19 protein-coding genes are annotated in these 20,774 nt (G+C 71.9%); 14 read left to right on the forward strand and 5 right to left on the reverse strand.

Annotated features, from left to right (window positions below):
• Positions 1-79: 79 nt before the first annotated feature.
• Positions 80-1,465 (reverse strand): molybdotransferase-like divisome protein Glp, encoded by a 1,386-nt coding sequence (glp, locus tag NRK68_RS14065; protein WP_183069097.1) that lies wholly within the window; start codon positions 1,463-1,465, stop codon positions 80-82.
• A gap of 4 nt (positions 1,466-1,469) precedes the next feature.
• Positions 1,470-2,372: a UTP--glucose-1-phosphate uridylyltransferase GalU gene (galU, locus tag NRK68_RS14070; protein ID WP_183069096.1), complete on the reverse strand. Its 903-nt coding sequence runs from the start codon at positions 2,370-2,372 to the stop codon at positions 1,470-1,472.
• A 91-nt stretch (positions 2,373-2,463) separates the two neighbouring features.
• On the opposite strand from galU, the gene NRK68_RS14075 reads away from it, so the two are divergent.
• Positions 2,464-3,078 carry a 5-formyltetrahydrofolate cyclo-ligase gene (locus NRK68_RS14075; protein WP_183069095.1) on the forward strand — a complete coding sequence of 205 codons (615 nt, stop codon included), beginning with the start codon at positions 2,464-2,466 and terminating at the stop codon, positions 3,076-3,078.
• Here NRK68_RS14075 and NRK68_RS14080 read toward each other — a convergent pair.
• Positions 3,073-5,961: a penicillin acylase family protein gene (locus NRK68_RS14080; RefSeq protein ID WP_183069094.1), complete on the reverse strand. Its 2,889-nt coding sequence runs from the start codon at positions 5,959-5,961 to the stop codon at positions 3,073-3,075. The two genes, NRK68_RS14075 and NRK68_RS14080, sit on opposite strands and share 6 nt — an antisense overlap.
• A 349-nt stretch (positions 5,962-6,310) precedes the next feature.
• Here NRK68_RS14080 and NRK68_RS14085 point away from each other — a divergent pair, with 349 nt between their 5' ends.
• The 8 genes from NRK68_RS14085 to mscL all read left to right on the forward strand — a co-directional run bounded on the left by NRK68_RS14085 (position 6,311) and on the right by mscL (position 13,855).
• Entirely contained in the window at positions 6,311-7,774 is a 1,464-nt protein-coding gene (locus NRK68_RS14085; protein WP_373023536.1) for a potassium/proton antiporter, read from the forward strand.
• A gap of 369 nt (positions 7,775-8,143) precedes the next feature.
• Positions 8,144-9,526 carry an MFS transporter gene (locus NRK68_RS14090; RefSeq protein ID WP_257855907.1) on the forward strand — a complete coding sequence of 461 codons (1,383 nt, stop codon included), beginning with the start codon at positions 8,144-8,146 and terminating at the stop codon, positions 9,524-9,526.
• A gap of 68 nt (positions 9,527-9,594) precedes the next feature.
• On the forward strand, positions 9,595-9,912 hold the full coding sequence (locus tag NRK68_RS14095; protein WP_183069092.1) for an FmdB family zinc ribbon protein: 318 nt from the start codon (positions 9,595-9,597) through the stop codon (positions 9,910-9,912).
• Between the two features lie 75 nt (positions 9,913-9,987).
• The gene (locus NRK68_RS14100) at positions 9,988-10,821 is read left to right on the forward strand and encodes an S-methyl-5'-thioadenosine phosphorylase (RefSeq protein ID WP_183069091.1); all 834 of its coding nucleotides are present in this window, start codon (positions 9,988-9,990) and stop codon (positions 10,819-10,821) included.
• Positions 10,822-10,943: 122 nt separating this feature from the next.
• The gene (locus NRK68_RS14105) at positions 10,944-11,501 is read left to right on the forward strand and encodes a carboxymuconolactone decarboxylase family protein (RefSeq protein ID WP_257855908.1); all 558 of its coding nucleotides are present in this window, start codon (positions 10,944-10,946) and stop codon (positions 11,499-11,501) included.
• A gap of 20 nt (positions 11,502-11,521) precedes the next feature.
• Positions 11,522-12,427, forward strand: coding sequence for an orotidine-5'-phosphate decarboxylase (pyrF, locus tag NRK68_RS14110; RefSeq protein ID WP_257855909.1), 906 nt, complete (start codon positions 11,522-11,524; stop codon positions 12,425-12,427).
• Positions 12,428-12,925: 498 nt separating this feature from the next.
• Positions 12,926-13,219, forward strand: a complete 294-nt coding sequence (locus NRK68_RS36760) for a hypothetical protein (RefSeq protein WP_308296157.1) — start codon at positions 12,926-12,928, stop codon at positions 13,217-13,219.
• A 123-nt stretch (positions 13,220-13,342) separates the two neighbouring features.
• Positions 13,343-13,855, forward strand: coding sequence for a large conductance mechanosensitive channel protein MscL (gene mscL / locus NRK68_RS14120; RefSeq protein WP_183069088.1), 513 nt, complete (start codon positions 13,343-13,345; stop codon positions 13,853-13,855).
• 22 nt (positions 13,856-13,877) lie between these two features.
• Here mscL and NRK68_RS14125 read toward each other — a convergent pair whose 3' ends face one another.
• Together NRK68_RS14125 and NRK68_RS14130 are read right to left on the reverse strand one after the other, a co-directional pair.
• Positions 13,878-14,090 (reverse strand): hypothetical protein, encoded by a 213-nt coding sequence (locus tag NRK68_RS14125; protein ID WP_183069087.1) that lies wholly within the window; start codon positions 14,088-14,090, stop codon positions 13,878-13,880.
• A gap of 316 nt (positions 14,091-14,406) precedes the next feature.
• A complete protein-coding gene (locus NRK68_RS14130; protein ID WP_183069086.1) occupies positions 14,407-15,159 on the reverse strand; it encodes a helix-turn-helix domain-containing protein in 753 nt (250 codons plus the stop codon).
• A gap of 246 nt (positions 15,160-15,405) precedes the next feature.
• Here NRK68_RS14130 and NRK68_RS14140 point away from each other — a divergent pair, with 246 nt between their 5' ends.
• The 5 genes from NRK68_RS14140 to NRK68_RS14160 all read left to right on the forward strand — a co-directional run bounded on the left by NRK68_RS14140 (position 15,406) and on the right by NRK68_RS14160 (position 20,704).
• Positions 15,406-16,074, forward strand: a complete 669-nt coding sequence (locus NRK68_RS14140; RefSeq protein ID WP_257855911.1) for a DUF4097 family beta strand repeat-containing protein — start codon at positions 15,406-15,408, stop codon at positions 16,072-16,074.
• Between the two features lie 53 nt (positions 16,075-16,127).
• Positions 16,128-17,087, forward strand: a complete 960-nt coding sequence (locus NRK68_RS14145; RefSeq protein ID WP_257855912.1) for an ATP-binding cassette domain-containing protein — start codon at positions 16,128-16,130, stop codon at positions 17,085-17,087.
• Positions 17,084-17,869 (forward strand): ABC transporter permease, encoded by a 786-nt coding sequence (locus NRK68_RS14150; RefSeq protein ID WP_183069083.1) that lies wholly within the window; start codon positions 17,084-17,086, stop codon positions 17,867-17,869. Before NRK68_RS14145 ends, NRK68_RS14150 begins: the two co-directional genes overlap by 4 nt.
• 298 nt (positions 17,870-18,167) lie before the next feature.
• Entirely contained in the window at positions 18,168-19,343 is a 1,176-nt protein-coding gene (locus NRK68_RS14155) for a low temperature requirement protein A (RefSeq protein ID WP_257855913.1), read from the forward strand.
• A 113-nt stretch (positions 19,344-19,456) separates the two neighbouring features.
• The gene (locus NRK68_RS14160; protein WP_257855914.1) at positions 19,457-20,704 is read left to right on the forward strand and encodes a cytochrome P450; all 1,248 of its coding nucleotides are present in this window, start codon (positions 19,457-19,459) and stop codon (positions 20,702-20,704) included.
• Positions 20,705-20,774: the final 70 nt, after the last annotated feature.

A 20,774-nucleotide genomic window follows, 5' to 3' on the forward strand; every position in this document is an offset into this window, starting at 1 on the left:
ACACGCTACCCGCACCGGCCGCCGGAGGGGCGCGCCGGGGGAACGGGCCCCGGCGCGCGGAAACGGACGGCGTCGCGGCTCAGCCGAGCAGGACCACTTCCAGCTCGGTACCGGGCTCCACCGAGGTGACGTCCTCGGGGACGACCATCAGCGAGTCGGCGTGCGCCAGTGCGGCGATCAGGTGGGAGCCCGATCCGCCGACCGGACTGACCGTGCCGCTCTCGGCGTCGTAGGCGCCGCGCAGGAACTGGCGGCGGCCGGCCGGGGAGCCGAGGGCCTTGTCGGCCTTCAGCACGGCCCGCACGCTCGGCCGCCGGACCTCGGACTCCGGCAGCCCCATGAGGGTGCGGATCGCGGGGCGCACGAACAGCTCGAAGGAGACGTACGAGGAGACCGGGTTGCCGGGGAGTGCCAGCAACGGGGTGTGGTCGGGGCCGATGGTGCCGAAGCCCTGCGGCTTGCCGGGCTGCATGGCGAGCTTGCGGAAGTCGATCCGGGTCGCGTCCACCTCCACGTCCGCGTCGCCGTCGCCGTCGCCCGGGCCGGTCGAGCCGGCCGAGCCGATCGAGGAGAGCGCCTCCTTGACCACGTCGTAGGCGCCGACGCTGACCCCGCCGGTGGTGACCAGCAGGTCGGCCCGGATCAGCTGGTCCTCGATGGTGGAGCGCAGCGTGTCGGCGTCGTCCGCGACGGCCCCGACCCGGTAGGCGATGGCGCCGGCGTCCCGGGCGGCCGCGGCCAGCGCGAAGCTGTTGGAGTCGTAGATCGTGCCGGCGGCGAGCGGCTCGCCCGGCTGGACCAGCTCGCTGCCGGTGGACAGGACCACCACGCGCGGGCGCGGGCGCACCCGGACGGTGCCGCGCCCGATGGCGGCCAGCAGGGCGATCTGCGGCGGGCCGAGGACCGTGCCGGCCGCGAGGGCGAGGTCGCCCGCCTGGACGTCGCTGCCGCGGGCTCGGACGTGCGCCCGCGCCTCGGCCGCGCGGTGCACCCGTACCTCGCCGCCCGACTGCTCCGGGGCGGCGCTGGCCGGGGTCATCCCGGCGGCGGCGCCGCCCCCGGTTCCGCCGTCGGTCCACTCCACCGGTACGACGGCTTCCGCACCGGGCGGCAGCGGGGCCCCGGTCATGATCCGGGCGGCCTCGCCGGGGCCCACGGTGGGCAGCTCACCGCTGCCCGCCGCGACGTCCCCGACGACCGTCAGCACCGCGGGGAACTCCTCGCTCGCACCCTGGACGTCGGCCGTGCGGACGGCGTAGCCGTCCATGGAGCTGTTGTCGAAGGGCGGGAGGGCGACGGGCACGGTGACGTCCTCGACGAGGACACAGCCCTGGGCGTCCAGCAGCTGGAGCTCGATCGGCTCCAGCGGCCGGACGGCCCCGAGGACGTCCGCGAGGTGCTCGTCCACGGACCACAGACGGTGGCCGTCCGCCGGTCGTGGATGCTGCGGTGCGGAACTGCTCAAGGTCCTACATCTCCTCCGTGACGTAACGGTGAAGCCAGGTGCGGAACTCGGGGCCCAGGTCCTCGCGCTCGCACGCGAGGCGGACGATGGCCCGCAGGTAGTCGCCGCGGTCCCCGGTGTCGTAACGACGGCCCCGGAAGACCACGCCGTGCACCGGACCGCCCACGGTCTCGTCGGCGGCCAGCTTCTGCAGGGCGTCGGTGAGCTGGATCTCCCCACCGCGGCCCGGCTCGGTCTCCCGCAGTATGTCGAAGATCGCGGGGTTGAGGACGTAACGTCCGATGACCGCGTAGTTGCTGGGGGCGTCCTGGGGTTCCGGCTTCTCGACGAGGCCGGTGATGCGGACGACGTCCTTCTCCTCGGTGGCCTCGACGGCGGCGCAGCCGTAGAGGTGGACGTTGGCCGGGTCGACCTCCATGAGGGCGATGACGGTGCCGCCGGTGCGGGCGTGGATGTCGGCCATCTGACGCAGCAGCGGGTCGCGCGGGTCGATGAGGTCGTCGCCGAGGAGGACGGCGAAGGGCTCGCGGCCGACGTGCGGCTCGGCGCACAGCACGGCGTGGCCCAGGCCCCGCGGGTCGCCCTGGCGGACGTAGTGCATGGTCGCGAGGTCGCTGGACTCCTGGACCTTCTTCAGCCGGTCGTCGTCGCCCTTGGCGATGAGAGCGGACTCCAGCTCGTAGTTGCGGTCGAAGTGGTCTTCCAGGGCACGCTTGTTACGCCCAGTGATCATGAGGACGTCGTCGAGTCCGGCCGCGACGGCCTCCTCGACCACGTACTGGATGGCCGGCTTGTCCACAACCGGGAGCATTTCCTTCGGGGTCGCCTTGGTCGCCGGAAGGAAGCGGGTACCGAGGCCAGCGGCCGGAATGACGGCCTTCTTGATCACGGGGTGCAACATAGTCATGGCCAGAACGATAGTGGGTCCTGCCGAACACCCGACGAGATCGCGGTTGGTAGGTCCATATATGCCCTGATTCGAAGGAAATTTGATTCTCGTGGCAGAGAACCCGCCGACCGCGTCCGCCAAGTCCGAGCTGCGCCGGGAACTCCTCGCGGCCCGTCGCGCCTTGTCCCCCGACGCCCGTGCCGCGGCGGCCGCGGCGCTCGCCGTGACCGCCCTCGGCCTTCCCGAACTGGCCGGTGCGCGCACGGTGGCGGCGTACGTCTCGGTCGGCGGCGAGCCGGGCACCCGCGCGCTCCTCGACGCCCTGCGCGCGGCCGGCAAGCGGGTGCTGCTCCCGCTCCTGCTGCCCGACAACGACCTGGACTGGGCGGCCTACGAGGGTCCCGGCAGCCTCGCCGAGGCCGCCCACCCGGGAAGGATGCGGCTGCTGGAGCCGTCCGGCCCGGCGCTCGGACCGGACGCGGTGACGGAGGCCGACGCGGTGCTGCTGCCCGGACTCGCGGTGGACGGGCGCGGTATGCGGCTCGGCCGCGGCGGGGGCAGCTACGACCGGGTGCTGCAGCGGCTGGAGCGGGCCGGGGCGCATCCGGCGCTGGTCGTGCTCCTCTACGACGAAGAGGTGGTCGCGCGGGTCCCGGAGGAACCGCACGACCACCCCGTTCAGGCGGTGGCCACCCCGTCAGGGGTGCGCCGCTTCAGCTCATGAGCCGCCGGCCGGCCTGAGGGTCAGGGTGTCGACCGTGGCCTTCTCGACGGCTTCCTTGCCGAAGGGCCACTCCAGCAGCTCGCCCTTGGCCCACATCTGGGTCTGGTCCGTGTAGTGCGAGTTGTACGCGTGGCCCGAGGCGCCCGTCAGGTTGATCCAGCGGGACTTGTCGAGGTCGTTGAGGTTGACGACCATCCGCATGGACGGCACCCAGGTGACCCCGTAGCCGCTGGAGGCGTTCCAGCCGGTGGCGTTGACGGTCGCCTCGCCGCCGCCCACGTTCCACGGGCCGCGGTTGAGGAGCCACTGCATGAAGCCGGGGCCCTCGGTGCCGATCGTCTGGTTCTTCAGGTTCAGCTGGTGCAGGCGGCCCCAGCTCCAGGTGGACTGGTCCTTGCCGAGCTTGGCGGTCAGCTCCCAGCGGGCGTCCGCCATGGCCCGGGCGAACAGCTCGTCACGGGTGGTGGTGGCCGGCTTGTTCAGGCCCTTGGCGGGCGCGCTCCACCACGGCGACTTCTCGTCCTTGACCAGGCGGCGGACCACCTCGAACCAGCGGTCGCCGCCGTCGGGCTGCGCCGAGTCCGCGTCGCGCGTGCCGCATTCGCGGACGGTCTTGGACAGGTCGTCGGCCGGGCCGGTGCCGTTGCCGAGGACGTTCATGCAGCTGCCCTCGATCCGCAGCTCCTTGGGCATCTTGTCGCCGAAGGACAGCTTGAGGATGTTGCGCCAGACCGCGTTGAAGTAGGCCGCGGCCGCGGAGTCTGACTCCTGCGTGTAGTTCCAGCCGTCGAGCAGCTTCTGCGCGGCGCGCACGCCCGGGTCCGAGATCTGGATCTTCGACAGCATCGGGGTCAGCAGCGCGGCGATCTCGCTGCTGTTGTCCATCTGCATGGCGCGCATGTCGTCGGTCGAGATCTTGCCGCCGTCCTTGATCTTCGCCTCGATGAGGTCGTTGATCCGCTGGCTGCGGGCGCCGTAGCCCCAGTCGGTGGTCAGCAGGTGCGGGTACTTGCCCGCGCCGGTCCCGCCCTCGGCGACGGCCTGGTTGGCGGTGACGATGTAGCCGCGCGAGGGGTTCTGGTCCCAGGGCAGCTCGTTCTGCGGGATGTAGCCGGCGCCGCCGTCGCGGCTGCCCTTCCAGGCGAACTTGGAGTCCCAGCCCGGGGCGGGCATCCGGCCGTCGCCCTGGCCGCGGACCGGGATGCGGCCCGGGGTCTGGTAGCCGATGTTGCCGTTGGCGCCCTTGCTGTCGGCGTAGATCAGGTTCTGCGAGGGCACCTCGAAGTCGGCGGCCGCCTTGCGGAAGTCGTCGAAGGTCTTGGCCTGGTTGAGCTTGAAGACCGCGTCCATGCTCCTGCCCGGGTCGAGCGCCGTCCAGCGCAGGGCGATGGCGTAGCCGTCGCCGCGGTCCGGGGCGGAGCTGTCGACGGGGGCGCGGGTGCCGACGGTGCCGAGTTCCTCGCTGCGGTCCGAGACGAGCGGGCCGTTGTTGGTGGTGCGGACGGTGATCTTCTTGCTGGCGCCGCCCGCGACCTTGATGATCTCCTCGCGGAGGGTGAAGGGGAGCACCCGGTTGTCGTAGACGTAGCCCTCGGGCTTGATCTGCTCCAGGTAGAGGTCGGTGACGTCGGCGCCGAGGTTGGTCATGCCCCACGCGATGTCGGTGTTGTGGCCGATGACCACGCCGGGCATGCCGGAGAAGGTGAAGCCGGCCACGTCGTACTTGCACTGGGCCGAGACGGCGCGGCAGTGCAGGCCCATCTGGTACCAGACCGAGGGAAGTTGCGGCGACAGGTGCGGGTCGTTGGCCAGCAGCGGCTTGCCGGTGGTCGTGTACTTGCCGGAGATGACCCAGGAGTTCGAGCCGATGCCGCTGCCGTTGGGGCCGAGGATGGCCGGGACCTTCTCCAGGGTGTCGGCGAGGGCGCTCAGCTGCGTGCGCAGGCCCACGGTCGCGCCCTGGGCGGTGGCGTTGCCGGCGAGGCCGGTGGCGTCACCGGCGCCCGGGGCGGTGGAGGCCTGGTTGGCGACGGCGCCGCCGGAGCCCGCTCCGGTGCCGCCCGAACCGCTGCCGGAGCCGGAGCCGCTGCCCGACGCCGAGCCGGTGTTCCCGGTCTGGCCCTGGGGGGTGTACTTGCCGCCGTCGACCTTGCCGCCCTCGACGACCGGCTTGTTCCGGTCGAAGGGGTAGGGCGGGTAGAGCTCGGCGATCTGCGCCTGCGAGAGCTTGCTCGCCATCAGCGCGCGGTCGATCTCGTCCTGCATGTTGCCGCGCAGGTCCCAGGCCATCGCCTTGAGCCAGGCCACCGAGTCCACCGGCGACCACTGCTCGGGGGCGTAGCTGCCGGTGATCTTGAGGGCGGCGTGCTCGACGGAGAGGTCCTTGCCGGACTTCCCCTTCAGGTACGCGTTGACCCCGTCGGCGTAGGCCTGCAGATTCTTCTTGGTCTCGGCGGAGAGCTTGGTGTCGTACTCCTCCTGCGCGACCTGGCGCCAGCCCAGCGTCCGCAGGAACGCGTCGGTCTCGACCTGGCCGGCCCCGAACATCTCCGAGAGCCGCCCCGAGGTCATGTGGCGGCGTACGTCCATCTCCCAGAAGCGGTCCTGCGCGTGCACGAAGCCCTGGGCGCGGAAGAGGTCGTCGTCGTTGTCCGCGTAGAGCTGGGGAATGCCGTTGGCGTCGCGCTTCACCTCGACCGTCCCCTTCAGGCCGGGCACGTCGAGGGAGCCGGTCGTCTGGGGGAAGGAGGCGCGCACGCCGTCCACGCTCCAGTACGCCCCGTAGCCGAGGCCCGCGACGAGTCCCAGGACCAGTACGAGCACGATCAGACGGGCGCGTCGTCCCTTCTTCTTGGCGGGAGGAGCGGTTTCGTTGGCGGGCATCGCTGTCCTTAGAGGGGCAGGGTGGTCCTGGGAGTGCTGGGAGCAACCATAGGCGCAGGACCCACTCCACTGATCCGCCAGGGGTGGAGGCCGTGTGGAGGGGCTGTATCCGGCGGTGGCCCCGCAGGGGGCCTGAAATGGATCTCCGGCGGTTCCCGCGGTCCCGAGGACAGGGGGGAGCGGTCGTTTCACAATGTGGTTATCGCGTAAAGGGCGCGTCAAAGATTAGGTAAGGTAACGAACTACTTGCCGAACTTGCCGCCGGGCGGACCGATCCGCCGGGCGCATTGAGGAGGGCCGCCCGCTGACTGTCCACACACTCAATGAGCTGCTGCTGGTCTGCTCGCTCGTGCTGCTCGTCGCCGTGGCCGCGGTGCGGGTCTCGTCGCGCAGCGGGCTGCCCAGTCTGCTCATCTACCTCGGCATAGGCGTCGCCATAGGCCAGGACGGCATCGGGAACGTCGTTTTCGACAACGCCGAGCTGACCCAGGTCATCGGTTATGCGGCCCTCGTCGTGATCCTCGCCGAGGGCGGTCTGGGCACCAAGTGGAAAGAGATCAAGCCGGCCCTGCCGGCCGCGATCATGCTTTCCCTGGTGGGTGTGGCGATCAGTGTGGGCGTGACGGCGGCGGGGGCGCACTACCTCGTCGGACTCGAATGGCGCCAGGCGCTGCTGATCGGCGCGGTCGTCTCCTCGACCGACGCGGCGGCCGTCTTCTCCGTGCTGCGCAAGGTCCCGCTGCCGTCCCGGATCACGGGCGTCCTGGAGGCCGAGTCCGGCTTCAACGACGCACCCGTCGTCATCCTGGTGGTGGCCTTCTCCACGGTCGGCCCGGTGGACGACTGGTACGTCCTGATCGGGAAGATCGCCCTGGAGCTCGCGATCGGCGCCGCGATCGGCCTCACGGTGGGCTTCCTCGGCGCCTACGGCCTGCGGCACGTGGCGCTGCCCGCCTCCGGCCTCTACCCGATCGCCGTGATGGCCATCGCCATCGTGGCGTACGCGGCAGGCGCGATGGCGCACGGCTCGGGCTTCCTCGCGGTGTACCTGGCGGCGATGCTCCTGGGCAACGCCAAGCTCCCCCACTGGCCGGCCACCCGCGGCTTCGCCGACGGGCTCGGCTGGATCGCCCAGATCGGCATGTTCGTGCTGCTGGGCCTGCTGGTCACCCCGCACGAGCTGGTCCGCGACTTCTGGCCCGCGGTGGTCATCGGGCTGGTGCTGACGATGGTGGCGCGGCCCCTGGAGGTCTTCGTCAGCCTGCTGCCCTTCCGGCTCCCGTGGCAGGAGCAGGTCCTGATGTCGTGGGCGGGCCTGCGCGGAGCCGTGCCCATCATCCTGGCGACCATCCCCATGGTGTCCGGGATCGAGGGCAGCGACCGCGTCTTCAACATCGTCTTCGTGCTGGTCGTCGTCTACACCCTGGTGCAGGGGCCGACCCTGCCGTGGCTCGCGCGCAAGCTGGACCTCGGGCGGGGCATGGAGACCGCCTCCGACCTCGGCATCGAGTCGGCGCCGCTGGAGAAGCTGCGCGGGCACCTGCTGTCCTTCGCCATCCCGCCGGCCTCGCGGATGCACGGCGTCGAGGTGAGCGAGCTGCGCCTGCCGCCGGGGGCCTCGGTCACGCTGGTCGTCCGGGACGCGAAGAGCTTCGTACCGGCGCCGTCGACCGTCCTGCGACGCGGGGACGAGCTGCTCGTGGTGGCCACGGACCCGGTGCGGGACGCGGCGGAGGCGCGGCTGCGGGCGGTGGCCCGGGGCGGCAAGCTGGCGGGCTGGCTCGGGACCGGAAACGGATCCGGCGCCCATTAGAGCAACGCTCTAATTAGGCAGGGTTCGGTGAGATCTGACCACTCTTATCCGGATATATAGGACTCTTCGGGCATGTAGATTCCGTTAATCGCAGGTGAAGAGACGGGTTGTCGGCGCAATCACAGGGCGTGATATCGGCTTCCCCTGTACGATGAAGGCACAACAGATCGAACCAACTCTGCCTGACGCAGAGCTGGCGCGACCGCAAAGCGGCCGTGGCACCCTCCCGCAGTGGGCGCCCAGGTATCACTCGGTTCTGCGCAAGAGGACAGCTCTCGGGGCTCCCAACACGTACGGGTGCGGCCGCTCACAAAGCAAGGCACCGTCCGCAGACGGGGACGCTCTACCAGGCAGCGGAAAGGCAAGGCCGTGACATCCGCGGTCACGACCGACAACTCCGCCCGCCCCGGCTACGGACAGCTCCTGCGCACACCCGGCGCCCTCGGCTTCGTACTCCCCGGCTTCGCGGCGCGACTCCCCTTCGGGATGCTGACCATCAGCATCCTGCTGCTGGTCCAGCACACCACCGGCTCCTACGGCAGCGCCGGCATCGTCGCCGCCGTCACCGGCATCTCGATGGCCCTCTCCGCCCCGCTGATGGGCATCTTGACCGACCGCTTCGGCCAGAGCGCCGTGCTCGTGCCCGTGGTCCTCGCGCACGCCGCCGCCGTCGGCGGCCTCGCCGCCCTCGCGCTGGCCGACGCGAACGTCTGGTTCCTGGCCCTGGCCGCAGTCCCGACCGGCGCCTCGGTGCCGCAGGTCGGGCCCATGGTCCGGGCGCGCTGGGCCGCCCGGCTGGAGGGCTCCCCGCTGCTGCCGACGGCCGCCGCCTTCGAGTCCGTCACCGACGAGTTCACCTTCGTCGTCGGCCCGGTCCTGGCGACCGCGCTGTGCACCGGCGTCCACCCGGCGGCCGGCCTGGTCACCGAGGCGACCCTGACGCTGCTCGGCGGTCTGCTCTTCGCGGCCCGCCGCGCCTCCCAGCCCAGGACGCACGCCCCGTCGGCCACCGGCGAGAGCCGCTCCTTCGCACTGTCCCACCCGGGCCTGCAGGTCCTGATCCTCGCCTTCCTCGGGATCGGCGCCGTCTTCGGCGGGATGCAGGTCTCGCTCGCCGCCTTCTCCGCCGAGATCGGCAACCCCGGCGCCAACGGCCTGCTCTACGGCGTCTTCGCGGCCGGCAACATGATCGCGGGCATCGCCATGGGCGCCGTCGCGTGGAAGATCGGCCCGCGCCGCCGGCTGATCCTGGGCTACGTCGGCCTCACCGCAGCCGCGTCCGTCCTGTGGGCCGCGAACTCGGTGATCCTGCTGGGCGCTCTCGGCCTGGTCGTCGGCCTGTTCATCGCCCCGGCACTGATCACCGGCTACACCATGGTCGAGCAGCTGGTCCCGGCGAACGCCCGGACCGAGGCCTTCACCTGGCTGACCGGCTCCATCGCCTTCGGCCAGGCCGTCGCGGTCATCCTGGCCGGCCGCCTGACCGACGCGCACGGGTCGGCGTACGGCTTCCTGGTGCCGATGGCGGCCACCGCGCTGGCGCTGGCCGTCCTGCTGGCGCTGCGCGCCAAGCTGGCCCCGAAGGCGCCGAGCCGGATCGTGAACGCGTCCGTGTCCGCGCCTGTGTCCGCCGCCGCGCCCGTGTCCACGTCCGCCGGTGCGTCCGCGCCCGGCAGCGAGGCCGCGGCAGGCCCCCGCGACAGGGTGAACGAGCGTGGGATGGGTCACCGCGTGCCGGTGACGGTGGACTGATCCGCCGGAATACGTCACCATGGAGCCGTCGTTAGCACTCATTGAGTGAGAGTGCCAGGAGGAAATTCGTGCCGACCTACCAGTACCAGTGCACCGAGTGCGGTGAGGGCCTTGAGGCCGTGCAGAAGTTCACCGATGACGCACTGACCGTGTGCCCGAGCTGCGACGGACGCCTGAAGAAGGTGTTCTCCGCGGTCGGCATCGTCTTCAAGGGCTCCGGTTTCTACCGGAACGACAGCCGCGGCGCCTCGTCGAGCAGCACTCCTGCCTCGAAGCCCGCGTCGAGCTCGTCGTCCTCGACGTCGACCACCACCACCGCCGCTCCCGCCGCTTCGTCCTCCTCGACGTCGTCGAGCACGAGCAGCAGCTCCACGTCGGCCGCCTGACAGCTCCTTCCCGAGGCCCCGCACGCCCCCCACCGGGCAGCGGGGCCTCAGGCATGCCCGGTTAGGGTGAGTGACATGGCGAACGCAGAGATCGGTGTCATCGGCGGCTCGGGCTTCTACTCCTTCCTGGAGGACGTCTCCGAGATCCAGGTGGAGACCCCGTACGGGCCTCCCAGCGACTCCCTGTACATCGGCGAGCTCGCCGGCCGCTCGGTGGCCTTTCTGCCGCGGCACGGGCGCAGCCACACGGTCCCGCCGCACAGGATCAACTACCGGGCGAACCTCTGGGCCCTGCGCTCGGTCGGCGTGCGCCAGGTGCTCGGCCCGTGTGCGGTCGGCGGCCTGCGGCCCGAGTACGGACCGGGCACGCTGCTCGTCCCCGACCAGCTGGTCGACCGTACGCAGAGCCGCGCACAGACCTTCTTCGACGGGGTCGCCCTGCCGGACGGCAGCGTTCCCAACGTCGTGCACACCACCTTCGCCGACCCGTACTGCCCGGTGGGCCGGTCCGTGGCGGTGGCGGCGGCGCGCGGCCAGGACTGGGAGCCGGTCGACGGCGGCACCATGGTCGTCATCGAAGGGCCGCGCTTCTCGACGCGCGCCGAGTCCCGCTGGTACGCGTCGGCGGGCTGGTCCGTGATCGGCATGACAGGGCACCCGGAGGCGATCCTCGCCCGTGAGCTGGGGCTCTGCTACACCTCGATGGCGCTGGTCACGGACCTGGACGCGGGCGCCGAGACCGGTGAGGGCGTATCCCACACCGAGGTCCTGAAGGTGTTCGGCGAGAACGTCGGCCGTCTGCGCACGGTGCTCTTCGACGCGGTGGCGGGCCTGCCGGCGACGGACTCCCGCGACTGCCTCTGCACCCACGCGCACGACGGCTGGGACCTGGGCATCGAGCTCCCGTAGCCCTTTCCCGCCGCTGCCGCCGCGCTGCCGCTGTCACATCCGGGGCGGCTGTCCTGTCTTCCTCGGTGAAAGCCCAGTCGGGACAGGACAGACAGGACAGACCGCTCCGGGAGATGGCAGCCATGGCTCGTATCTCGCTCACCCCGCCCCGCACCCTGCTGACGCGCATGGGCGCCTGGTACTCGCGCCGCACCTACGGCAAGGTGCTCGACCCCGGTCAGGCGTACGGGCACAACGCGCGCGTGCTCTCCACGTACGTCCGCCTCGAACGGCGGGCGGCGAAGTGGAACGCGCTGGACGCCGGTCTGAAGCACCTCGCGGTGATGGCGGCGGCGGCCCGCGTCAACTGCTCGTGGTGCATGGATTTCGGCTACTGGGAGGGCCACGAGAAGGGCATGGCGGCGGAGAAGATCGAGCGGGTGCCCCGGTGGCGGGAGGCGCCCGAGGTGTTCACCGAGACGGAACTGCTGGTCATGGAGTACGCCGAGGCCATGACCGAGACCGAACCGGCGGTCACGGACGAACTGGCCGCGGCCCTGATCGCCCGGCTCGGTGAGGCGGCGTTCGTCGAACTCACGGCGGTGGTGGCGCTGGAGAACTGGCGCTCGCGCGTCAACAGCGCCTTCGGCCTGACCAGCCAGGGCTTCTCGGCGTCCTGCACGGTACCGGCGAGGCGGTGACGCCGACCGACAATGGCGGGGTGAACACCGACTCCCCCGGCTCCGCCCGCTCTTGCGCGTCCGCCGATTCCGGCACCGTGTCCGGATCCAACTCCGGCACCGTGTCCGACTCCGGATCCGGTGCGGACGGCCGGGTCATCGTCGCCCTGGACTTCGCCGACCGCCGTTCCGCCGAAGGGCTCGTGGAGCGCCTCGGCGACGCGTGCAGCTCCTACAAGATCGGCCTGGAGCTGCTGACGGCCGCGGGCCCCGGACTCGCGCGGGACCTGGTCGGGCGCGGCAACGACGTCTTCCTCGACCTGAAGCTCTTCGAGATCCCGAACTCCGTCGCGGGTGCCGTCCGGGCCGCCGGTGCCCTGGGCGCGTCGATGGTCACGGTGCACGGCATGGGCGGTACGGGGATCATGGCCGCGGCGGTGGACGCGGCGCGGGAGTTCCCGCGGCTGCGGGTGCTCGCGCTGACGGTGGTCACCAGCATGACCGGGAGCGACCTCGCCGACATCGGCGTCACGGCAGGCCCCGAGGAACAGGTGCTGCGGCTGGCCCGGCTGGCGATGCGCGCCGGATGCGACGGGGTCGTCGCCTCGCCACGGGAAGCCGGGCCGCTGCGCGCAGCGCTGGGACCGGAGCCGCTGATCGTGACGCCGGGGGTGACGCTGGGACCGGTGGGAGGGGGAGCCGGTGCTGCGGGCGGGGCAGGTGCGGCAGGCAGGGTGTGCGGGGCAGGCGGGATGGGTGGGGCGGGTGGGCACGCCCGGCCGGGGACACCTGGGGCGGCCTTCGCGGCAGGGGCCTCGCACGTGGTGGTGGGCCGGTCGGTCGCGCGGGCGGTCGACCCGGCGGCGGCGCTGCTGCAGGTCCGGGCGGCCGCTCGGGAGGCCGCCGGGACAGCACCCGGAGCGAGGGGCCCTCACTCCGGCGGGTGACAGGGTTTTCCACAGGCTGGGGACTGTCCACAGGCGTGAGCGGGATTCGGGGGGAGGCCGGATCGTGAGGTGTGTCCGGGCGGTGGGTCCGGGCGCAGGAACTCACTCCGTTTGGTGGTGCTCGTCATGTCCCGGACTTTCGCAGCCTCTTCGTCCCCGTCCTCGTCCCCGTCCTCGTCCCCGTCCTGGTCCTCTTCGCCGGCCTTCTCGGCATCGTCGGCGTCCTCGGTGCCCTCGGTGCCCTCGGTGCCCTCGGCCTCCGCCGTGGCGGCGGGGCCGCCCGTCCGGGCGCTCCCCGTGTGTGCGGCGTCGTCCACGTGTCCCCCGTCGCGGCCCGTCCCGTCGTTCCCGCCGCTTCGTGTGGGGCGGGGGCCGGGGCGGCTGCGCCGGGCCGTGCGGCGCCGGCGGCGAGCCGCCTCGGCCGCGCTGGCCGTCGTGGCGGCGGCCCTGGCCGTGGGAGGGGCCGAGGCCCAGGCCTCCCGGAGTGCGCCTGCGCCCGTGGTGAAACCGCCGCCGACGGCGGCGGTGCGGATGGTCTCGGCGCCCGTGCGCATCGCGGACGCCGCGACGGTGCGGCTGCTGCGGCCCGGGGACCGGGTCGACGTGGTGGCGGCGGAGCGCGCGCAGCCGCCGAAGGTGCTGGCCGCCGGGGCCCGGGTCGCCGAAGTCCCCGATCCGGAAAAGGGTGTTGCGGACGGTGGGGCGCTCGTCGTCCTGTCCGTGCCACGGGACACCGCGCGGGACCTGGTGGGCGCGGGCGCGACGGCCCGGCTGGCGGTGACATTGTGCTGACTCGCACGCACGATCAGCCGATTCACCGTAAAGGGACGCCCGATTGGACACACCTCTGCCGGACTGCCGTAGCTTTCGGAACCGTTGGCTCCGTGTTTGGCTTCCGTGTAGAAGGGCTCAGCGATGAGCGAGAAGAAGAAGGAAAGCGTGCTGGCGGGCTTCAAGGCCTTCCTGATGCGCGGCAACGTCGTCGACCTGGCGGTGGCCGTGGTGATCGGCGCCGCGTTCACCAACATCGTGAACTCGGTGGTCAAGGGGATCATCGGCCCGGTCGTGGGCGCGGTGGGCACGAAGAGCCTGGACGGCTACAAGTCCTGCCTGAAGGCCCCTTGCGCGATCGGCCCCGACGGCCAGCCGACGGGTGTCGAGATCCTCTGGGGATCGGTGCTGAACGCCACGCTGACCTTCGTGATCACCGCGGCGGTCGTGTACTTCTTGATGGTGCTGCCGATGGCGAAGTACCTGGCGCGGCAGGAGGAGCGCCGCAAGGCCCGCGAGGGGGTCCAGGAGATTGTCGAGATCACCGAGCTGGAGGTCCTCAAGGAGATCCGCGACACGCTGGTCGCACAGCGCGTGGGCGGCGGTGGCGGTGGCGGCGGCGTCGGCGGTCAGGCGGGTTCGCGCGACGGATCCTGACCGCACCGGCCGGCCCGGCCGGTCAGATGTGGTGCGGCGGCTTCTCGTCGAGGAAGCGGGCCAGGTCGGCCGCGCTTTCGCCGGCGGGCGGCCGTTCGCCCCAGCCGCGGTCCGTGTCGTCCGACGACTGCTGGTCCAGCGGGTCGTCGAAGACGATCCGCGGCTTCGGCCGGGGCTGCCGGTCCTCGGCGGCGGGTCGCTGGGGCTGCGGGCCAGAGGCGCGGGTGCTGCTCATAGCTCCAGGGTACGGCCGCCCCCGGCGGCGGCCCGGCTCAGCCGGGCGCCCCGGCCCCTGTGCGGGACCGTGCGGGCGTCGAAGACGCCTTCGTGACAGGGGCAGTGCAGCAAGCTCCCCCTGGGCGCCCCGGTCCTCGCGCCAGAGCACGGCGCAGGCCAGGTGGGTGCAGACGGCGGAGTAGCCGACGAGCGTGCCGTCGGAGAGCCGGACGGCGAGCGCCGGTGTTCCGCAGGCGCCGACAACCCCTCGCGCGCGTGGGAAGGCGTTCACGAAATCTCGGCCACACCAACCACAGCCACACCAGTCACACCCGTCACCCCTCGGCGTCGGTGCCGGGGCCGCCCGAGGACGTTTCCTCCTTCACATGGAGGACGTCGCGGGCCTGCTCCGCCGCGCGGGCGAGGCTTTCGGCGACGAAGTCGAGGAAGCGGGCGACGTTCTCCAGGCGTACGGCGGCCGGGGTGCCCGGGCCGAGGACGCCGGCACCCTGCCGTGCGATGTCGACCTGCTGGTTGAGGGCGCGGACGCTGGCGACCATCGACTGGTACCAGAGGTTCTCGTCGATGACGTAGCGCTCGCGGCGCCCCTCGTCGCGCTCCCGGCGGACGAGGGCCTGCCCCTCCAGGAAGGCGATCGACTTGGAGATGGACGCGGGGCTGACCTGGAGGCGCTCGACGAGTTCGGCGGCGGTCATGCTGCCGGAGTCGGCGGTGAGGAGACAGACCATCACCCGCGCGGTCATCTTGTTGGACAGGCCCGACTGCATCATCACGGCGGTGAACCGCTCCTCGTACTCGGCCACCGCCTCCGGGTCGCGGCCGTGCGGCAGGGCGGACGGACCAGCGCCCTTGGCCGCGGCGGGCCTGCGCCGGCGGGCGCGCCGCTCGGTGGCACGGTGGGCCGTTTCCGCCCGGTACCCGGCGGGGCCGCCGTTGCGCATGACCTCGCGGGTGACCGTCGAGGTCGGACGGTCCAGGCGCCTGGCGATCTCGGCGTAGGCGAGGCCGTCGGCCACCCCCAGGGCGATCTGCTGGCGTTCCTGCTGAGTGAGCCTGCCTCCCGGCATCGCGGTCTCCTTCTGTGCTCCGTGGAGACCCCAGCATAGCGTTCACCCCCAATTCATTGCAACGGAACGTCGCCTTCTATTGCTTTAACCGAGCAACCGTTGCAACGATTTCCAGCACCTGACCTGCAATAACAACATTTCTATGCAACGACTCAGTTGCTGGAACCTCGAACGCAACGTAGCTTTTCATTCATCGGAAACAGCGGGCCGCAAGGGCGCCGCCGCCGACGACGAAGGAGAAGCACCATGCAGCAGTTCGCCACCACCGCCCCGATCGCCGCCGTCCTGGACGTCCCCGCCGGCCGCATCCGCTTCATCGCCGCCGACCGCGCCGACACCACCGTCGAGATCCTCCCGGCCGACGCCTCCAAGGGCCGCGACGTGAAGGCCGCGGAGCAGATCACGGTCGAGTACGCCGACGGCGTTCTGCGGATCGCCGCCGCCGAGCCGAAGAACCGGATCCTCGGCACCCCCGGCTCGGTCGAGGTGACCGTCCAGCTCCCCGCCGGCTCCCGCGTCGAGGCCAGGACCGCGAGCGCCGAGATCCGGGGCGTCGGACGGCTCGGCGACGTCACCCTCGAGAGCGCGCACGGCGAGGTCAAGCTCGACGAGACCGCGAGCGCCCGCCTGGCCCTCCAGGCCGGTGACATCACCGTCGGCCGCCTCGGCGGACCTGCGGAGATCAGCACCCAGAAGGGCGACCTGCACATCAATGAGGCAGTGCACGGCTCGGTCGTCCTGCACACCCAGGCCGGCGACATCACCATCGGCGCCGCCCGCGGAGCCTCCGCCACCCTCGACGCCGGCACCTCCTACGGCCGCGTCCGCAACGCCCTGAAGAACGACGGCACCGGCGCCGGCCTCGCCATCCACGCCACCACCGCATACGGCGACATCACCGCCCGCAGCCTCTGAACCCCGGCCCGACACCCGACCCCTGACCCGCAGCCCCCGAAGGAGCTCCCCCCATGACCGAACCGGCCATCGCAGCACGCGGGCTGCGCAAGTCCTACGGCGACAAGAAGGTCCTCGACGGCATCGACCTGACCGTACCGGGCGGCACGGTCTTCTCCCTGCTCGGCCCGAACGGCGCCGGCAAGACCACCGCCGTCAAGATCCTCTCCACCCTCGTCACCGCCGACGCCGGCGAACTGCGGGTGGCCGGCCACGACCTGGCCGCCGACCCGCAGGCGGTCCGCGCCGCGATCGGCGTCACCGGCCAGTTCTCCGCAGTCGACGGCCTGATCACCGGTGAGGAGAACATGCTCCTCATGGCGGACCTGCACCACCTGTCCCGGAAGGAGGGACGCCGGGTCACCGGCGAACTCCTGGAACGTTTCGACCTGGTGGAGGCCGCGAAGAAGCCCGCCGCCACCTACTCCGGCGGCATGAAGCGCCGCCTCGACATCGCCATGACCCTGGTCGGCGGCCCGCGCGTCATCTTCCTCGACGAGCCCACCACCGGCCTCGACCCCCGCAGCCGCCACAACATGTGGCAGATCATCCGCGAGCTCGTCACCGGCGGCGTCACCGTCTTCCTCACCACCCAGTACCTGGAAGAGGCCGACCAGCTCGCCGACCGCATCGCCGTGCTCGACGGCGGGCGGATCGCCGCCGAGGGGACCGCCGAAGAACTCAAGCGGCTCGTCCCCGGCGGACACGTCAGGCTCCGCTTCACCGACCCGGTCGCCTACCGGGCCGCCGCCCCCGCCCTGCCCGGGGCCACCCGCGACGACGAATCCCTCTCCCTGCAGGTACCCAGCGACGGCAGCCAGCGCGACCTGCGCTCCGTACTGGACCGGCTGGACTCCGCCGGCATCGAGGCCGACGAGCTGACCGTCCACACCCCCGACCTCGACGACGTCTTCTTCGCCCTGACCGGCAGCGCCGCCGCCATCCCCGCCCAGCCCAAGGAGAACGTCCGATGAGCTCGCTCACCCTCGCCGTCCGCGACTGCTCGACGATGCTGCGCCGCAACCTCCTGCACGCCCGGCGCTACCCGTCCCTGACGCTGAACCTGCTGCTCACCCCGGTGATGCTGCTGCTCCTCTTCGTCTACATCTTCGGCGACGTGATGAGCGCGGGCATGGGCGGCGCCGACCGCTCCGACTACATCGCGTACGTCGTCCCGGGCATCCTGCTGATGACCATCGGCTCCACCGTGATCGGGGCGGCGGTGTCCGTCGCCACCGACATGTCCGAGGGGATCATCGCCCGCTTCCGGACGATGGCGATCCACCGGGGCTCGGTCCTCATCGGGCACGTGGTCGGCAGCGTCCTGCAGTCGGTCGCCAGCGTCGTCCTCGTCGGCGCCGTAGCCGTCGCCATCGGCTTCCGCTCCAAGGACGCCACCGCCCTGGAATGGCTCGCCGCCTTCGGCCTCCTCGCCCTGTTCGCCCTCGCCCTCACCTGGATCGCCGTCGGCATGGGCATGGCCAGCCCCAACGCCGAGGCCGCCAGCAACAGCGCGATGCCGCTGATCCTGCTGCCGCTCATCTCCAGCGCCTTCACCCCGATCGAGGCGATGCCGGGCTGGTTCCGGCCCATCGCCGAGTACCAGCCCTTCACCCCCGCCATCGAGACCCTCCGGGGCCTCCTCCTCGGCACCGAGATCGGCAACAACGGGTGGCTGGCCCTCGCCTGGTGCCTGGGCCTCGCGGTACTCGGCTACCGCTGGTCCGCCTCGAAGTTCCGCCAGGACCCGAAGTAGCCCGAAGCCGCCACGAAGCAGCCCCGAAGCAGCCCGTGAACCGCCGCACCAGGGGCGGCGTACTCCGACACCGTCGGCGTACGCCACCCCTTCCGCATGACCGAGAGGTCGGCGAACATCGCCGGGGGCCCGGCCGCCGGGAGACGCGAACGGACCGCGGTCCCGGGACAAGGGTCCGACGCCCCGGGCCCGTCGGCCGGCCGGGGCGCCCCGCACCGGCGTCCGCCCGGGGCACAGCGGCCGCCCGGACAGCGTGCCCGACCTGCCGGAAGGCGGTTCCTCTGTTCTTCTGGCCGGTATGGCCTACACCCCCATGACCGCCCGCAGCCGCGACGAGCACCACCGCACCTCGACGCCCCTGGAGCTGTTCTTCGACCTCTGTTTCGTCGTCGCGATCGCCCAGGCCGGCGCCCGGCTGGTGCACGCGCTCGCGGAGGGCCATCCCGCCACCGGGGTGATCGGCTACTTCTTCGTCTTCTTCGGCGTGTGGTGGGCCTGGATGAACTTCACCTGGTTCGCCTCCGCGTACGACTGCGACGACGTGCCGTACCGGATCGCGACGCTCGTCCAGATCGCCGGTGTGCTCGTCTACGCGGCCGGGGTGGGCGAGGCCTTCGACGAGAACGACTGGACCGTCGCCGTCGTCGGCTACATCATCATGCGCGTCGCGCTGACGGCGCAGTGGCTGCGCGCCGCCGCCGGGGAGAGCGGCCCCGCCCGCACGGCGGCCCTGACGTACGCGGCCGGGCTGGTGATCTGCCAGATCGGCTGGGTGGGACTGCTGTTCGCCCCGAGCGACACCAAACGCTGGCTGTTCCTGGTCCTCGTCGCGGCCGAGCTGCTGGTCCCGGTGATCGCCGAGCGCGGCCACCAGACGCCGTGGCACGCGCACCACATCGTGGAGCGCTACGGCCTGTTCACCATCATCGTGCTGGGCGAGACGATCGCCGCGAGCACGGTGGCGGTGAAGTCGGCGCTCGACGAGCACGAGGCCCTCGGCCTGCTGCTCCCCATCGCCGCGGGCGGGCTGCTGATCGTGTTCGCCGCGTGGTGGATCTACTTCGCCGTGCCGATGCACCAGCACCTGAACTCCAACCGGGAGGCCATGCCGTGGGGATACGGCCACCTGCTGGTCTTCGCGTCCGGTGCGGCGATCGGTGCGGGCATCGAAGTCGCGGTCGAGCACGCGGTCGGCAAGGCGCACATCTCCCAGGTCGCCGCGAACGCCTCCGTCATGGTCCCGGCCGCGGGCTTCCTGCTCATGGTGTGGCTGCTGCACTCGCGCCACTTCAAGCGCGGCCTCGCCCAGCAGCTGGTGCTGCCGGTCGCCGCCCTGGTCACCCTCGCCTGCACCTGGACGGGCGGCTACGCCGTCCTCTACGCCGGACTCGTCGCCGTGGTCACGGTCACCGTCGGCGTGATCATGGCCGGGCGGCCGGGCGCCCCGGCCCGGCCGGGCGTCCCGGCCCGGTAACGGCGGGGCCGGCCCGGTAACGGCGGGCCCGGCCGGACCGTCACCCCCGCACCCCCGCCGCCGTTCTCCAGCGCAGAACGAGCAGCACCCACCGCCCGACTGGAGGCACGGTCATGACACTCCCGGCGCAACGCCACGGCACCGGACCCGGCAGGGAGTTGGCCGAGCCGGGCTTCTGGCAGCAGCCGCCCGCACACCGGCTCGCCGCCTTCGCCCGCCTCCGCGCCGTCGGGGGCCCCGTGTTCGTACCCGAGGGGGCCGGGCACTGGGCCCTCGTCCGCCACGCCGATGTGCAGGAGGCCAGCCGGCTGCCCAAGGTGTTCGCGAGCGCCCCCGGGGTGACCACCCCCGAGCCGGCCCGCTGGGTCCGCGCCCTGTTCGGCGACTCGATGGTCAACCTCGACGGCCCGGACCACGCCCAGCTCCGCAAGATCGTCCAGCGGGCCTTCACCCCGCGTCTGCTGGCCGCGGCCGAGGCCGACATCCACGCCGTGGCCGCCCGCATCGTGGACGACGTCCTGGCCGACCGGCCCGACGAGTTCGTCTCGGCGGTGGCCTCGCGGCTGCCGCTGGAGGTCATCTGCAACATGATGGGCATCCCGGAGCGGTTCCGTGCCGAGATCGCCGACCGGGTCAACCACGCCTCCGAGAACATCGGCGTGGAACGCGGCCTGGCCTCCCGGCTGCGGATGCCCGGCCGTGGGCTGCGCGCGCTCGCCCGGATGCAGCGGATGGTGGCGGGCATCGGCCGGGAGCGGCGCAGGAACCCCACCGACGACCTGATCTCGGCGCTGGTCTGCGCGAACGTCGACGGGCAGGCCCTCGGCGCCCGCCAACTCGGCGCCTTCTTCTCGCTGTTGATGGTGGCCGGGGTGGAGACCACCCGCAACGCCATCACCCACGGGCTGACCCTGCTGACCGACCACCCCGACCAGCGGGACCTGCTGCTGTCGGACTTCGAGACGTACGCGGACGGCGCGGTGGACGAGATGATCCGGCACTCGACGCCGATCATCCAGTTCCGCCGGACGGTGGTCGCCGAGCACACCCTGGGCGGCCGCGCCCTCCAGCCGGGCGACAAGGTCGTCCTGTACTACGCGTCCGCCAACCGCGACGAGTCGGTCTTCCCCGACCCCGACGCCTTCGTCATCACGCGCTCGCCCAATCCGCACCTGGGCTTCGGCGGCGGCGGCCCGCACTTCTGTCTGGGCGCGCACCTGGCCAGGGTCGAGATGAAGGCGCTCTTCCGCGAGCTGCTGACCCGGCCGGTCGGGCTGCGCGCGGTGGGCCTGCCGGACCTGGCGGGCTCGAACTTCGACAACCGGGTCCGCTCGCTCAGGTTCGCCTTCGAACGGCCCTGATCCGCCGGCCGCCCCTGGGGGCGGGGACCGGCCACCGGGCAGGCTGGGAGCCCGGCGGCCGGAGCGGGTG

The sequence above is a fragment of the Streptomyces yangpuensis genome (genome assembly GCF_024666385.1).
Classification (GTDB): Bacteria; Actinomycetota; Actinomycetes; order Streptomycetales; family Streptomycetaceae; genus Streptomyces; species Streptomyces yangpuensis.